Here is a 14,875-nt window from a genome sequence, read left to right as displayed (position 1 = left end):
GGTGCCGCTGCTGGCCGAGCGGATCCTCTCCTCCAACCCCAACCACTGGTCCATCGCCCGGCACTACGACGTCTTCCTCTGGCCGGTCCTGCTCACCGCCGCCGTCGAGGTGCTCGGCCGGCTCTGCGCCGGTGAGGCCCCGCAGGCCCGCACCTACCGGCGGCTCGGGGCGGCGGCGGCCGGGCTCTCGCTGCTGCTGGCGCTGCCCTTCGGGCTGGTCAAGCTGGCGGTGCCGGCCGGCTGGCAGGCCAAACCGAGCGAGGCGGCCCTGCTGCGCGGCGCCGCGCTGATCCCTGACGGGGCGTTGGTGGAGGCGGACAACCAGGTCGCGCCCCGGCTCACCGCGCGGACCGACGTGGTGCTGGTGGACGGCACCCCGCGCGGCCGGGAGTACGTGCTGACGCGCTCCGACAAGCGGGCCTTCCCGTTCGCCACCGACACCGAACAGGCGGCCCGGATCCGGCTGCTGGAGGCCAACGGCTACCAGCGGATCTGGTCCGAGGGCGGCGCGGTGCTGCTGCACCGGACGGGTACCCAGCCGGTGCCGGGGGAGTCGGTGCCGGGCCCGGACAGCAGGCCGGTGCAGGACGTGGTGCCTTCCGACGTGGGGCACAACCTGTTCCGCGGCTGACGTCCCGTCAGGGAGCGGACAGCTCCGATCGGGCGAGCGTGCCGCGTGCGATGTGTCCGGTTTGTCGGGCAATATGTGACGATCCGTACAAGGCGAACCCCATGTCACACCGTTTGCGTGACTGGTGTGCTTCCGGGGTACTGTCCCATCTTTGTTCGGTTGGTCCGGATTGGACACCTCCCCCGCCTCGAAGGAACCGCCGCCTTGAGCACCGACCTGTTCCGCAAGAAGCCGGTCTCGACACTGATTGCCGAGAGCGGCGCCGCCGACGGACCGCCGCCCGGCGCGCCGGAGGAGGGCGGCCGCTCGGGCATCCACCTGAAGCGCACGATCGGGCTCTGGCAGCTCTCCTCGATCGGCATCGGCGCGACCGTCGGCACCGGCATCTTCTTCGTGCTCGGCAGCGCGGTGCCCGAGGCCGGTCCGGCCGTGGTGCTCTCCTTCCTGATCGCCGCCGTGACGGCCGGTCTGACCGCGCTCTGCTACGCGGAGATGGCCTCGGCGATCCCGGTCTCCGGCTCCTCGTACTCCTACGCGTACGCCACCCTGGGCGAGGTGGTCGCCTTCGGCGTCGGCGTCTGCCTGCTGCTGGAGTACGGCGTCTCCGCCTCGGCCATCGCGGTCAGCTGGGGCGAGTACCTGAACAAGTTCTTCGACCTGGCCTTCGGCTTCACCATCCCGGAGTGGATGGCGGCCCCGCCCGGCGGCGGCGGGTTCTTCAACCTGCCGGCCGTGGTCCTGGTGGCCATGGTGGTCTTCCTGCTGATCCGCGGCGTCAGCGAGTCGGCCAAGGTGAACGCCACCATGGTGGCCATCAAGATCGTCATCCTGGTGCTGTTCATCGCGATCGGCCTGACCGGCTTCCACTCCGGCAACCTGACCCCGTTCATGCCGCTCGGCGTCGCGGGCGTGGGCACCGCCGCCTCCAGCATCTTCTTCTCCTTCATCGGCCTGGACGCGGTGTCCACCGCCGGCGAGGAGGTCAAGAACCCGCGCAGGACCCTGCCGCTGGCGATCATCATCTCGCTGGTGGTGGTGACCCTGCTCTACATCGGCGTGGCGGTCACCGCCGTCGGCGCCCAGCCCTGGCAGCAGTTCGAGGGCCAGGAGGCCGGGCTCGCCCAGATCCTCCAGGACGTCACCGGGCAGACCTGGCCCGCGATGATGTTCGCGGCCGGCGCGATCGTCTCGATCTTCTCGATCACCCTGGTGGTGATCTACGGCCAGACCCGCATCCTCTACTCCATGGGCCGCGACGGCATGCTGCCGAAGAAGTTCGCCGAGCTCTCCCCGCGCTCCGGCACCCCGGTCTGGAACACCCTGGTGGTCGGCGCCGCCGTCGCCACCCTGGCCGCCTTCGTGCCGCTGGACATCCTCACCGACCTCACCAGCCTGGGCACCCTGGTCGCCTTCTCGGTGGTCTCGATCGGCGTGATCATCCTGCGCCGCACCCAGCCGGACCTGCCGCGCGGCTTCAAGGTGCCGGGCTACCCGGTGGTGCCGGTGCTGAGCGTCGGCTTCTGCGTCTACCTGATCGTCAAGCTTCACCCCCTGACGTACCTCTTCTTCGGCGTGGCCCTGGCGCTCGCCGCGGTCGTCTACTTCGGCTACAGCGTCAAGCACTCCAAGCTGAACCGCCCGGCCGAGGAGCTCACCAAGGCCGGCTGACCTCCACAACCGCCCGCAGAGCTCCACCAAACCGTTGTGCCCTTCCTCGGCGGAAGGGCACAACCGACCCCCTAACCTTCCTGCATGGCCACCACCCGATCCCCAGAGGTACCCGAGCAGGCGGTCTGCACCCTGCCCGCGGCGGGACGGTCCGCGCTGGCCGGCGGCCGGATCCCCGACCAGCGCGGGGCCCGGACCACCCGGCGGAGCCTGGCCGGCCGCCGGTGGGTGCAGGGCGTCGGCTGTCTGGTGGCGGCGGGCTGGGCGGCCGCGTTCCCGCTGGTCTCGGACCTGCCGAACCAGGTCTTCTGGGGCTCCGTCGCCGCCCCCGCCTACGCGGTGGCCGCGCTGCTCTGCCTGACCGTCCGGGGCCGCCGCGGCGCCCGGGCGGCGGCGGCCGTCGCGGTGCTGGGGGCCGTCCTGGTGCCACTGGTGTTGCTGGTGCTGACGGGCCGTCACCAGTCCGAGGTGATGGTGGTGGAGCGCTCGGCCCGGCTGCTGCTGGAGACCGGCAGCCCCTACCTGCCGCACCCGGCGGTGGTCACCGACTACGACCCGTACCTCCCGGCGATGACGCTGTTCGGCCTGCCGCGCGCCCTGCTCGGCACCGGGAACCCGGTCTCCGTCCTGCTCGGCGACGCCCGGATCTGGTTCACCGTCACCTTCCTGGCCTGCCTGCTGGCCTGCCGCCGGCTGCTCCGCCCGCGCGGGCACGGCGCCGCCCTGCTCCCGCTGGCCACCCTGACCGCCTCCCCGCTGATCGCGCTGGCGCTGGCCGTCGGCGGGGTGGACCTGCCGCTGACCGGGCTCTGCTGCCTGGCCATGGCGCTCGCCGCCCGGGGGCGGGCCGTCCCCACCGGGCTGGTGCTGGCCCTGGCCTGCACCCTCAAGTGGACCGCCTGGCCCGCCCTCCCGGTGGCCGCCCTGCTGCTCTGGCGGCTGTACGGGCGGCGCCCGGCGGCCCGGGCCACCCTCACCGCGCTGGGCGTCGGGGCGGCCGTGGTGCTGCCGTACCTGCTGACCATCCCGCAGGTGCTCCAGGAGCAGGTGGTCCGCTTCCCGCTCGGCATGACCGGCATCCGCACCCCGGCCGGCAGCCCGCTGCCCGGCAAGGTGCTGGCCGGCTTCGGCCCGACCGGGCACACCATCTCGCTCTCGATGCTCTGCCTCGGCGCCTTCGGCGTCGCGGTCTGGCTGATCGCCTACCCGCCGACCTCGGCGGTGCACGCCTGCGACGTGCTCGCGGTCGGTCTCGCGGTGGCCTTCACGCTGGCCCCGGCCGGGCGCTTCGGGTACCTGGCGCTCCCGGCGGTCCTGGTGGTCTGGCCCCGGCTGGCCGCGGTGCCGCGCCGAAGACCTGACCGGCTGACCACCATCCTGACGGGCGTTCAACTCTGACCGGTGCTCCGGCGCCGGCCCCGCCCCGCCCGGGCGGCCTGAGCCGGCCCCGGGGACCGGCCGGGGGCGGTCCGCCGTGCGGGTGAGCGGGGCGGCCGGGGGAGTGGACGGTCCGCGTGGGGCGGGCCGCCGCCGGGCGTCGGCCGGGCACGATACGGACATGTCGTACCCGACCGGACGCCGCCGCTTCCTCGGACTGGCCGCCGCCGCGGTCGGCCTGACGGCCTGTGGGCAGACGGCCGGCTCCCCGGCCCCCGAACCCTCCGTCGCCTCCGCGCCCTCCCCGTCACCCGTCGAGGACGAGAACTCCCGCCCCGGCAACGCCGACTGGGCCATCACGGACCCCGGTCCGCAGGAGGCCGTCCAGGGCTACGCCGACCGGGTCAGCGTGCTCCCCGGCGAGTCCTTCGGCCTGCACGTCTCCACCACCGCCCCCGGCTTCACCGTCTCCGCGTACCGGATGGGCTGGTACGGCGGCGCCCGCGGCCGGCTGGTCTGGCGCTCCGACCGCCTGCCCGGCACCCACCGGCCGGCCGCCACCACCGACCCGCGCACCCGCACCGTCCGCGCCCCCTGGCCGCGCACCACCACCGTGGACACCACCGGCTGGCCCGAGGGCAGTTACCTGCTCCGGCTGGACGCCGACACCGGCCACCGGTACGTCCCGCTCACCGTCCGCTCCCGCACCACCGCCGGCCGCACCGTGCTGGTCAACGCGGTGGCCACCTGGCAGGCGTACAACGAGTGGGGCGGCCACAGCCTCTACAACGGCCCGAACGGCGGCTACGCCACCCGCGCGCTGGAGGTGAGCTTCGACCGGCCGTACCACTACGACCACGGGGCCGGGCTGTTCCTGGTCTACGAGGCCCCGCTGATCGCCCTGGCCGAGCGGCTCGGCATCCCGCTCGCCCACACCACCGGCCCCGACCTGGCCCGCTCCCCGGACCTGCTGCGCGGCGCCACCGCCGTGCTCTCCCCCGGCCACGACGAGTACTGGTCCGAGGAGCAGCGCCGGCACGTCACCGCCGCCCGCGACGCGGGGACCAACCTCGCCTTCCTCGGCGCCAACTGCTGCTACCGCAGGGTCCGTTACGAGCCCTCGCCGCTGGGCGAGGACCGCACCGTGGTCTGCTGGAAGAGCGACCACCGGGACGACCCGGGCTTCCGCGCGGGCCGGCCGGCCACCTGCGACTTCCGGGACGGGCCGGGCGCCGACCCGGAGAACGGGCTGCTCGGCGTGCTCTACGACGGCTACCCGGTGGACGCCCCGTACGTGGTCACCGCCCCTGGGCACTGGCTGCTGGAGGGCACCGGCGCGAAGGAGGGCGACTCCTTCCCGCACCTGGTCGGCGTCGAGTACGACCGGGTCCCGCCGGGCCGGCCCGCACCCGGGCCGGTCGAGCTGGTCTCCCGCTCCCCGGTGGTCTGCGAGGGCCGCCGCTCGTACGCCGACTCGGCGTACCACACGGTGCCGAGCGGGGCAGCGGTGTTCGCCACCGGGACGATGCGCTGGGTGGAGGCGCTGGACGCGAACGGGCCCGGCGGCGGCAGGGCCGACCACGGGATGGACCACCGGGCCGGAGCCTTCACCCGCCAGGTCACCGAGAACCTGCTCCGGGCCTTCGCGGCCGGCCCCGCGGGCCCCGCACACCCGGTGCGGAGCCCGCTCTGACGGTGGGTCAGCCGTTGCCGAGCTTCAGCACGGCCGCCGCGGCGGGCCCGGCCGCGGCCGCGCCGTGGCCGCCGCCGCCGACCTCGGCGGCCACCGCGAGGTTGCCGCGGTAGGCGGTGAACCAGCTGTTGTCGTCCTTCTGGCCGTCCACCTGGGCGGTGCCGGTCTTGGCACCGGCGTTGGCGGTGATGCCGCGCATCACGTTCGCGGCGGTGCCCTGAGTGGCCGTCAGGTTCATCATCTGCCGCAGGCCCGCCAGGGTGGACGCGGAGAGGGTCTTGGCGGCGGGCTGCTGCTCGTAGCCGGGGACCAGGATGGGCTGCTTGAAGGTGCCGTTCTGGACGGTGGCGGAGACCGAGGCCATGGTCAGGGAGTTCATGGTGATCTTGCCCTGGCCGATCATCTGGGCGGCCCGCTCGGTGGCGCCGTTCGGCACCGGGGCGCTGGCCGGGGCGAGCGGCAGGCCGGTCTTCCAGGTCGGGCCGATCCCGAAGGCGTCCTTGGCCAGCTGCTCCATCTCGCCGTTCTTCAGGGCCTCCTGGCCCTTCTTGATCATGGCGGTGTTGCAGGACTGGGCGAAGTCCTGGGAGAGCTTGTAGTCCGAGTGGTCGCCGGTGAAGTCGTTCTTGAAGGTCCGGCCGGAGACGGAGAAGGTCTCCGGGCAGGCCACCACGTCGTCCGGCTTCACCCCGGCCTCCAGGAAGGCGGCCACCGAGACCACCTTCATGGTCGAGCCGGGCGCGATGGCGGCCAGGAAGGCGCGGTTCTGGCCGGTGGCCGGGGCGTTGGCGATGGCCAGGATGTTGCCGGTGCTGGGCTCGATCGCGACCAGCGAGGCCGGGAGCTTGCCGCCGTCGGAGGCGGTCTGCACGGCCTTCTCCGCCTCGGCCTGGAGGGCCGCGTCCAGGGTGACCTTGGTGGTCGGGCCGGCCTTCGGCTCGGCGATGGTGAACAGCGTCTCCTGGCTGCCGTTCGCCTTGGTGATCACAACGCCGCTGCCCGCGTCCGCGGGGTCGGCCGCGGCCGGCTTGATGCTGGACAGCAGACCGTTCAGGGTCGGCGAGTTGAGCTTCTTGCCGTTGCGGTCGACCACCTGGGTGACCTTGGCGGTGATCGGCTTGATGTCGGCGTACTCGCCGGTCTTGAGCTTCGGGTTGAGCACGCTCGACGCCCACTGCACGGCCGCCGTGCCGTCGCTCATCTTGACCAGGTTGAGCCGGCCCTCGTAGCTCCAGGCGGTGGCCACGCCGGCAAACTCCACCTTGGCCTTGAAGGTCAGCGGAACGGTGGTCCCGCCGCCCGCGGCGGGGGAGGCCGAGGCGGACGCGGAGGCCGCCGGGGACGGCGCCGCGGTCGGGGCCCCGCCCGGGGTCAGGGTGATCGCGCTCGGCTTGAGGCGGTCCTGGAAGTTGCGCAGCTCGGTGTTGGCGGCGTCCGGCTTGTCGGTGAGCTTCCCGGCGGCCTCGTAGTCGCCCTTGGCCCAGGCCTCCAGGAAGGCCTTCGCGCCGGTCGCGGCCACGTCGGCCGCCGGGGCCTCGGCGACCACCGTGCGCATCTTGGGCGCGGCCGCCTCCTTGCCGCCGTCCGAGAGCGAGTCGTAGATGTTGTACGCGCCGAGCCCGGCCACGCCGAGCATGCCGGCGCAGACGACGCCGATGCCGATCTTCACGCCCGTGTGCATGGTGCTGTTCCCCCGATGGTCATGACAGGTCCAGCCCACCATAAGCCGAGGGAGACCGTGCGTAGGCGATCGACCCGGTGTTGTTGCAGAGCTGGTACCGAGTCGGTCAGATCCAGCTGTTGAACCACATCCGGCCGCGCCAGTCGTCCATCGGGATGGTCCGCCCGGTGAAGATCGGCAGGAAGTAGGCGAAGTTCCACATCACCAGCAGCACGATCACCCCGGCCGCGGTCCCCCCGATCAGCCGCCGGTCCCGGCCCGCGGAGGCCGGCCCGATCAGCCCGCCGATCATCATGGTCACCGCCAGCACCAGGAACGGGACGAAGACCACCGCGTAGAACAGGAAGATCGTCCGCTCCTGGTACCCGAACCAGGGCAGGTACCCCGCCGCCAGGCCGCACAGGATCGCGCCGGCCCGCCAGTCCCGCCGCGCCACCCAGCGGTACAGGCAGTAGAGCACCGCGGCGATCCCGGCCCACCAGAGCAGCGGCGTGCCGATCCCGAGCACTTCGGATGCGCACTCGCTGACCTTGCAGCCCGACTGGCCCATCTTCGGTGACTCGTAGAAGAAGGAGACCGGGCGGCCGACCAGCAGCCAGCTCCACGGGTTCGACTGGTAGGTGTGCGGGCTGATCAGGCTGACGTGGAAGTCGTACATGGTCGCGTGGTAGTGCCAGAGGCTGCGCAGCGACTCCGGCACCCAGCTCACGTCGAACTGGAACGGCATCTTCACGCCGAGCACGGCGTCCGGCGAGAGCCCCGCGCGGTGCGCGGCCCAGTCCCGCCCGTACCCCCGGTCGGAGAGGAACCAGCCGGTCCAGGAGGCGAGGTAGACGGCGGCGGCGACCAGCGGCATCACCAGACCGGCGAACGCCAGGTCCCAGAGGGCGAACCCCAGCGGGTTCCTGGAGCCGGCCGCCTTGCGGGCGCCGTAGTCCCAGCAGGCCCCGAGGAGCAGGAAGGCCACCGCGATGTAGAGGCCGCTCCACTTGGTCGCCGCGGTCAGCCCGATGCAGACCCAGGCAGCGGTCCGGTACGGCCGCGCCCCGACGAACAACCAGCCGGCCGGCGCCGAGCCCTGCTCGATCCGACGGGCGATCAGACCCCGGGTGCGGTCCCGGTCCAGCAGCAGGAAGCCGAAGGCCGCCAGGCACCAGAACATCACCACCAGGTCGAGCAGCGCCGACCGGCTCATCACGAAGTGCAGCCCGTCCACCGCGAGCAGCAGCCCGGCCACGCAGCCCAGCAGCGTGGAGCGGAACAGCCGCCGCCCGATCCGGGCGATCATCAGCACCGAGAGGGTGCCGAGCACGGCCACCACGAACCGCCAGCCGAAGGGGTTCATCCCGAAGATCTGCTCGCCCAGCCCGATCATCCACTTCCCGACCGGCGGGTGGACGATGTACGACGGGTCCTCGCGGAACGGGATGGACTGCTGCGGCGCCATGATCTTGGCGTTGGCGTCGTCCGGCCAGCTGGTCTCGTAGCCGCCCTGCCAGAGCGAGTAGGCGTCCTTGGCGTAGTAGGTCTCGTCGAAGATCAGCGAGTGCGGGCCGTTCAGCCCGGAGAACCGCAGCACCCCGGCGAAGACCGCCACCGCGACCGGGCCCAACCAGCCGGCCCACCGGCAGAGCCAGGACCAGAGCGCGTCCGGCAGCCGTAGGCCGAGCGAGAGCAGCAGCGGGGAGGGCGGCACCCGACGGGGCGTCACCTTCGGGCCGTCCGGCATCGGCGGCACCAGCCGCTCGGCCACCGGGGCGGGCTCCGCCGCCCGGTGCCCGAGCCGCTCCAGCGCCCGCCGCCAGCCCGACGTGCCCTCTTCACCGTCCCGGGGACCCGGTACCGCCACCGCCTCGTCCAGCAGCGCGACCGCGCCCGCCTCGGAGTGGTCTACGCCAACCGGTCCCTCGGGACCCTTCTCGCCGCTCACCAGCCACATCGTAGGGGCGCCCCCCACCAAGACAATGGCTCGCCGCAAAGCTGCCCGTTTCGTCACCAATTGCCGGTCCGTCCAGGGGGACGGCGGTCAGCCCCGCAGGGTGGCGACGGCCTTCTCGATCCGCCGCTGCCGCGTCTCGGGCTTCTTCGCGCCCTCGACCGCCCGGACGTGCTCGCGCTTGCGGCTGTCGGTGAGCAGGTCGTAGGCGGTGCGGGCGGCCGGCTCGGCGTCCAGCGCCGCGGCGAAGTCCTCGGGCTCGACGACCACCCGCGGCTCGGTGTCGAGCTCCACCTCCACCTCGACCTCCTCGCCGATCTCCACCCCCGCCGCCCGCCGGTTGGCGTTGCTGAGCCCGACCAGGTGACGGCCCCGCAGGATCGCCACCCGGCTCCGCCAGGAGTGCCCCTCGACCGTGATGACCACCGGCGGCCGGGCGCCCCCGCCGAGCGCCGCCACCACCTCGGGCGGCACCTCCAACCCCCGCATGGGCTCGGGCGGTTCGACCGTGGCGAGGAACTTCATGGTCCGCACTCCTGACGTGGTGTCGGTTCTGGCCGCTAGGTCCGGGCTGTTCTGCCGGACTACTCGGCGTACGGCTGGTCGGCGCCCTGGGCGCTGTAGCCGAGGCTCCAGACGTAGCCCTCCGGGTCGGCGAAGGTGCCGCCGTAGCCGCCCCAGGGCAGCGCGCCGGCCGGCTTCAGGACGGTGGCGCCGGCCTTCGCGGCCTCGGCCATGACCTCGTCCACCCGGGCCTCGCTGCGCACCACGTAGGTCAGCACCAGCCCGCTGAAGCCGCTGCCCTCCGCGCCGGTGCCGACCAGCTCGGCCAGGCCCTCGCGGCCGTAGAAGCCGACCGGCGAGGCGCCGTCCGACTCGAAGAACACCGAGATGCCGAAGTCGTTCTTGATCTTCCAGCCGAGGCCCTCGGTGTAGAACTCCTTGGCCCGGTCCAGGTCGCGGACACCGAGCAGGATCGAGCTGACGTGAGCCTTCATGACGTTTCTCCTTGGTGGGGCCCTGTGCTGCTTGCCGTGGTCATCACGCTACGGCTGACCCTGCCGCCGCTGCTTCTCCATTCCTGACCACTCCACCGGCGGTCTGGGAGGATGGCCGGGTGACTGGCGTACTGGTACTTGCAGGGACCCCCATCGGCGACGTCGCGGACGCTCCGCCCCGGCTGCTGACCGAGCTCGGCTCGGCCGACGTGATCGCGGCCGAGGACACCCGGCGGCTGCGCCGGCTGACCCAGGCGCTCGGCGTGGAGCCGGCCGGGCGGGTGGTGTCGTACTTCGAGGGCAACGAGATCGGCCGCACCCCCGAGCTGGTCGAGGCGCTCAAGGGCGGCGCCCGGGTGCTGCTGGTGACGGACGCCGGGATGCCCTCGGTCTCCGACCCCGGCTACCGCCTGGTGGACGCGGCCGTGGCGGCCGGCATCAAGGTCACCGCGGTGCCCGGCCCCTCGGCCGTGCTCACCGCGCTGGCCCTCTCCGGCCTGCCGGTGGACCGCTTCACCTTCGAGGGCTTCCTGCCCCGCAAGAACGGCGACCGGGCCCGCACCCTGGCCGAGCTCAAGGCCGAGCCCCGCACCATGGTCTTCTTCGAGGCCCCGCACCGGATCGCCGAGTCGCTGGCCGCGATGGCCGAGGCGTTCGGCGCGGACCGCCCGGCGGCGGTCTGCCGCGAGCTCACCAAGACCTACGAGGAGATCAAGCGCGGCCCCCTGGCCGAGCTGGCCGTCTGGGCGGCGGACGGCGTCCGCGGCGAGATCACCGTGGTGGTGGCGGGCGCCCCGCCGGCCGCGCCGCAGGAGCACACCCCGGCCGAGCTGGCCCGGCTGGTGGCGCTCCGCGAGGAGACCGCGGGGGAGCGCCGCAAGGAGGCGATCGCCGCGGTGGCAGCCGAACTCGGGCTCCCCAAGCGGGAGGTCTTCGACGCCCTGGTGGCCGCCAAACACGCCGGTTGAACTGCGCCCGGAGCGAGCGCCGGGGGGCGTGCGAAAGGCGCGCAAACGGTGGCTGAGCAGCGGTGTTCCCGAGCGCGTACCTTGGAGGGAGCACTGGGTAAAGCCAAGGCTCGTTGAAGCTTTGACCCGCTTGTCGTACAAGGCTCCCCAATTCGGCACCAAGGTTCGGCAAGCCGGTTGGCGGAGCGCGGGCCCCGGGCATTCCCTGGGATGGAAAGACCCGTGCCGGGCGAGCGCCCGGCGGGCGCTGGGAGACGGCCATGAGCGACACGATCGGCACCCCGACCACCCCGGCCAGCACGCTGTCCAGCAAGCACACCCCCGTGGAGACCGTCCACGAGGCGTACTCCTTCGCCTGCCTCAGCTGCGGTTACGGCTGGGAGCAGGGGTACCGGATCGAGCACCACATCGCCCGCGACGGCCACACCGTGATCGAGTACCACGCGAACGGCGTCCGGGTCCCGTCCCCGCTGCTCAAGCCCACCTGCCCCGGCTGCGGCGGCCACACCGTGCGGATCATGCGCGAGGGCCGGGTCTCCGCCGCCGAGCACAACTGGCACTCCTCGCCCGGCTACGCCTCGCACGCCGAGCCGGAGCGGACGGTGACCAGGCTGCCGCACCGTTCCTTCCGCACCTGGCTGCGCTCCCTCTTCGGCCGCGCCGCCTGATCCTTCCGGAGAGCCGTTCCCGGCGGAACCACCCCCGACACATAACGAGTCGAGGGTGGTTCCTTCGCGCCGCTAAGATTTCGGCCATGGCGGCCACTGCAGAGCACAGCACCACCGAGGCATCGAACTCGGCCTACTACGTCACCACCCCGATCTACTACGTGAACGATCGCCCGCACCTGGGCCACGCGTACACCACCGTCGCCGGGGACGTCCTCACCCGCTGGCACCGCCAGCGCGGCGAGAAGGTGTGGTACCTGACCGGTACCGACGAGCACGGCCAGAAGATCATGCGGACGGCGGACGCCAACGGCGTGACCCCGCAGGAGTGGTGCGACCGGCTGGTCGAGCAGGAGTGGAAGCCGCTCTGGCAGCACCTGGACATCGCCAACGACGACTTCATCCGCACCACCCAGAAGCGCCACACCGACCGGGTCCAGGAGTTCGTCCAGGACCTCTTCGACAAGGGCGAGATCTACAAGGGCGGCTACGAGGGCCCGTACTGCGTCGGCTGCGAGGAGTACAAGCTCCCCGGCGAGCTGTTGCCCGGCGCCACCGAGGACGAGAAGCTCTGCCCGGTGCACAAGCGTCCGGTCGAGTGGCTGGAGGAGGAGAACTACTTCTTCCGGCTCTCCGCCTACGGCCCGCAGCTGCTGGAGTTCTACGCGGCCAACCCGGACTTCATCCAGCCGGCCTCGGCCCGCAACGAGGTGCTGCGCTTCGTCGAGCAGGACCTCAAGGACCTCTCGATCTCCCGCTCCACCTTCAACTGGGGCGTCCCGCTGCCCTGGGACGAGAAGCACGTCCTCTACGTCTGGGTGGACGCGCTCCAGAACTACATCACCGCCGCCGGCTACGGCTCCGACCCGGAGCGCTTCGCTGAGCTCTGGCCCGCCTCGGTGCACCTGGTCGGCAAGGACATCCTGCGCTTCCACGCGGTGATCTGGCCGGCCATGCTGATGGCCGCCGGGCTGCCGCTGCCCAAGCGGGTCGTCGCCAACGGCTGGCTGATGGTCGGCGGCGAGAAGATGTCCAAGTCGAACCTGACCGGCATCTCCCCGCAGGACCTGACCTCGCACTTCGGCGTGGACGCGTACCGCTACTACTTCCTGCGGGCCATCCCGTTCGGCACCGACGGCTCGTTCTCCTGGGAGGACTTCTCCGCCCGGTACACCTCCGAGCTGGCCAACGACTTCGGCAACCTGGCCTCCCGGGTGGCGGCCATGGTCGGCAAGTACTACGAGGGCAAGCTGCCCGCCGCCACGGCGGCCGGCGATGCCGAAGCCGCCGTCGCCGAGGGCCTGGTGACGGCCACTCAGATCGCCGACCGCAAGATCGGCGAGGAGCTGGACTTCGCGGGCGGCATCGCGGCCGTCTTCGAGTTCATCAAGCAGGTCAACGGCTACCTCACCGAGCAGGAGCCGTGGAAGGTGGCCAAGGACGAGTCGGCCGAGGGCCAGGCGCGCCTCGCCACCATCCTCTACACCGCCGCCGAGGCGCTGCGGGCCACCGCCGTGCTGCTCAACCCGCTGATGCCGGCCACCGCCCAGAAGCTCTGGGACTCGCTCGGTGCGGAGGAGTCGCTCGGTGCGCTCGCCGCGCAGACCATCGCCACCGTCGCGGACTGGGGCCGGCTGCCCGCCGGTGCCACCGTGGTCAAGGGCGAGATCCTGTTCCCCCGCCTGGAAGAGAAGCCCGCAGCCTGATGGCCGACGACCGCTCGACCCCGCCGCCGCTGCCGGCACCGCTCGCGGTGCCGGTGGCCGACTCCCACACCCACCTGGACATGCAGTCCGGCACCCCCGCCGAGGGGCTGGCCAAGGCCGCCTCGGTCGGGGTGACCACGGTCGTGCAGGTCGGCTGCGACGTGCCCGGCTCCCGCTGGGCCGCCGAGCTGGCGGCGGAGTTCGAGCAGGTCCACGCGGCCGTCGCGCTGCATCCCAACGAGGCACCCCGCCTCGTCCTCGGCGACCCCGACGGGTGGTCCGGCCAGCGCCGGACCCCCGGCGGCTCGCCCGCCCTGGAGGCGGCCCTGGCCGAGATCGACGCGCTGGCCGCCCTCCCGCAGGTGCTCGCCGTCGGCGAGACCGGCCTGGACTACTTCCGCACCGGCCCCGAGGGCGTGGACATTCAGAAGGAGTCCTTCCGCCGCCACATCGAGATCGCCAAGCGGCACGGCAAGGCCCTGGTCATCCACGACCGCGACGCCCACGAGGACGTCATCTCCGTCCTCCTGGAGGAGGGCGCCCCCGAGCGCACCGTCTTCCACTGCTACTCCGGCGACGCCGCGATGGCCAAGACCTGTGCCGAGCACGGCTGGTACCTCTCCTTCGCCGGCCCCGTCACCTTCAAGGCCAACCAGCCGCTGCGCGACGCCCTCGCCGTCACCCCCCTCGACCGCATCCTGATCGAGACCGACGCCCCCTTCCTCACCCCCCACCCCTACCGCGGCCGCCCCAACGCCCCGTACCTCATCCCGGTCACCCTCCGCTCGATGGCCGCCACCCTCGACCTGCACGAGGACGACCTCGCCACCGCCATCGCCGCCAACACGGCCCGCGCCTTCGGCTACTGAGCCGGGACCGAACGAACTTCGGATTCGAGGGAAACGATTCGGCGCTCTCGCGCCACCCCATGCTGGCTAGCATGAGTGCAGTGAGGGAGGTGGCGATGACCGCCGAGCCGATCGACTGGATGAATCCGCCGTCCCAGGGCTGGACGTACGAGCAGGTCAAGCGCATTGACGTGCCGTTCGAGTGGGATCTGGTGGACGGAGGCCTCGTGGTCCGAGGGCAGACGAACTTCTGGCATGACCTGGTGCGGACACGGTTGGATCGTGCGTTGCACCGGGCGCTGGTGGCCCCCTACGAGGTCATGACCGGGCGCTGTGTGCTCATCGACGAGTACAACACCACCAAGCCGGACGTCGTGGTGTTCGACAAGGCTGACCTGGACATCTTCGAGTTGGACTGCCTCCCGGTCCGGTCCGTGGCGCTGATGGTCGAGGTCGTCTCGCCGGGCTCGCGTGCGGATGACCGCTTCCGCAAGCCTGGCCAGTACGCCGAGATGGGCGTTCCCAGCTACTGGCGGGTCGAGCGCGACGCCGACAACCTGCCGGTGGTGCACGAGTTCGGCCGCGATGGCGACAGCGGTGTGTACCTTCCGGTCGCCGTGCACGAGGGCCTGCTCCGGGTGGAGCTGCCGTTCCCCGTCGAGATCGATCTGAAGCAGGTCGTCGAGCTCTGACCCTTATCC

At 72.2% G+C, this 14,875-nt stretch carries 12 protein-coding genes and 1 pseudogene; 9 read left to right on the top strand and 4 right to left on the bottom strand.

The features are described 5' to 3' along the window. The 4 genes and pseudogenes from ACZ6ZR_RS10460 to ACZ6ZR_RS10445 all read left to right on the top strand — a co-directional run. Window positions 1-631: pseudogene (locus tag ACZ6ZR_RS10460) on the top strand (DUF2079 domain-containing protein); the annotation flags it as partial. A gap of 204 nt (window positions 632-835) precedes the next feature. Beyond that, complete coding sequence (locus tag ACZ6ZR_RS10455) at window positions 836-2,299, top strand: amino acid permease (RefSeq protein WP_465641415.1); 1,464 nt, start codon at window positions 836-838, stop codon at window positions 2,297-2,299. Window positions 2,300-2,383: 84 nt separating this feature from the next. Further along, entirely contained in the window at window positions 2,384-3,697 is a 1,314-nt protein-coding gene (locus ACZ6ZR_RS10450; protein WP_465641413.1) for a glycosyltransferase 87 family protein, read from the top strand. A gap of 160 nt (window positions 3,698-3,857) precedes the next feature. Beyond that, window positions 3,858-5,369: a N,N-dimethylformamidase beta subunit family domain-containing protein gene (locus tag ACZ6ZR_RS10445; RefSeq protein ID WP_465641412.1), complete on the top strand. Its 1,512-nt coding sequence runs from the start codon at window positions 3,858-3,860 to the stop codon at window positions 5,367-5,369. A 7-nt stretch (window positions 5,370-5,376) separates the two neighbouring features. Here ACZ6ZR_RS10445 and ACZ6ZR_RS10440 read toward each other — a convergent pair whose 3' ends face one another. The 4 genes from ACZ6ZR_RS10440 to ACZ6ZR_RS10425 form a co-directional block, all read right to left on the bottom strand. Beyond that, entirely contained in the window at window positions 5,377-7,050 is a 1,674-nt protein-coding gene (locus tag ACZ6ZR_RS10440; protein ID WP_465641411.1) for a penicillin-binding transpeptidase domain-containing protein, read from the bottom strand. Window positions 7,051-7,156: 106 nt separating this feature from the next. Continuing rightward, a complete protein-coding gene (locus ACZ6ZR_RS10435) occupies window positions 7,157-8,989 on the bottom strand; it encodes a dolichyl-phosphate-mannose--protein mannosyltransferase (RefSeq protein ID WP_465641409.1) in 1,833 nt (610 codons plus the stop codon). An 87-nt stretch (window positions 8,990-9,076) separates the two neighbouring features. Then, complete coding sequence (locus tag ACZ6ZR_RS10430; protein ID WP_465641408.1) at window positions 9,077-9,511, bottom strand: YdeI/OmpD-associated family protein; 435 nt, start codon at window positions 9,509-9,511, stop codon at window positions 9,077-9,079. A gap of 59 nt (window positions 9,512-9,570) precedes the next feature. After that, the gene (locus tag ACZ6ZR_RS10425) at window positions 9,571-9,984 is read right to left on the bottom strand and encodes a VOC family protein (RefSeq protein WP_465641406.1); all 414 of its coding nucleotides are present in this window, start codon (window positions 9,982-9,984) and stop codon (window positions 9,571-9,573) included. A 119-nt stretch (window positions 9,985-10,103) separates the two neighbouring features. Here ACZ6ZR_RS10425 and rsmI point away from each other — a divergent pair, with 119 nt between their 5' ends. From rsmI to ACZ6ZR_RS10400, 5 genes are all read left to right on the top strand, one after another. Then, window positions 10,104-10,952, top strand: coding sequence for a 16S rRNA (cytidine(1402)-2'-O)-methyltransferase (gene rsmI, locus ACZ6ZR_RS10420; protein ID WP_465641404.1), 849 nt, complete (start codon window positions 10,104-10,106; stop codon window positions 10,950-10,952). A gap of 260 nt (window positions 10,953-11,212) precedes the next feature. After that, window positions 11,213-11,620, top strand: a complete 408-nt coding sequence (locus ACZ6ZR_RS10415) for a hypothetical protein (RefSeq protein WP_465641403.1) — start codon at window positions 11,213-11,215, stop codon at window positions 11,618-11,620. An 86-nt stretch (window positions 11,621-11,706) separates the two neighbouring features. Then, window positions 11,707-13,326, top strand: a complete 1,620-nt coding sequence (gene metG, locus ACZ6ZR_RS10410; RefSeq protein ID WP_465641402.1) for a methionine--tRNA ligase — start codon at window positions 11,707-11,709, stop codon at window positions 13,324-13,326. Then, window positions 13,326-14,195, top strand: coding sequence for a TatD family hydrolase (locus tag ACZ6ZR_RS10405; protein ID WP_465641400.1), 870 nt, complete (start codon window positions 13,326-13,328; stop codon window positions 14,193-14,195). The genes metG and ACZ6ZR_RS10405 overlap by 1 nt, the downstream gene beginning before the upstream one ends. Window positions 14,196-14,290: 95 nt before the next feature. Then, entirely contained in the window at window positions 14,291-14,866 is a 576-nt protein-coding gene (locus tag ACZ6ZR_RS10400) for a Uma2 family endonuclease (RefSeq protein ID WP_465641398.1), read from the top strand. Window positions 14,867-14,875: the final 9 nt, after the last annotated feature.

Source organism: Kitasatospora sp. NPDC088742 (assembly GCF_055584905.1).
The sequence above is the reverse complement of the archived record's forward strand: the minus strand, read 5'-3'. Positions and strand labels throughout refer to the sequence as shown.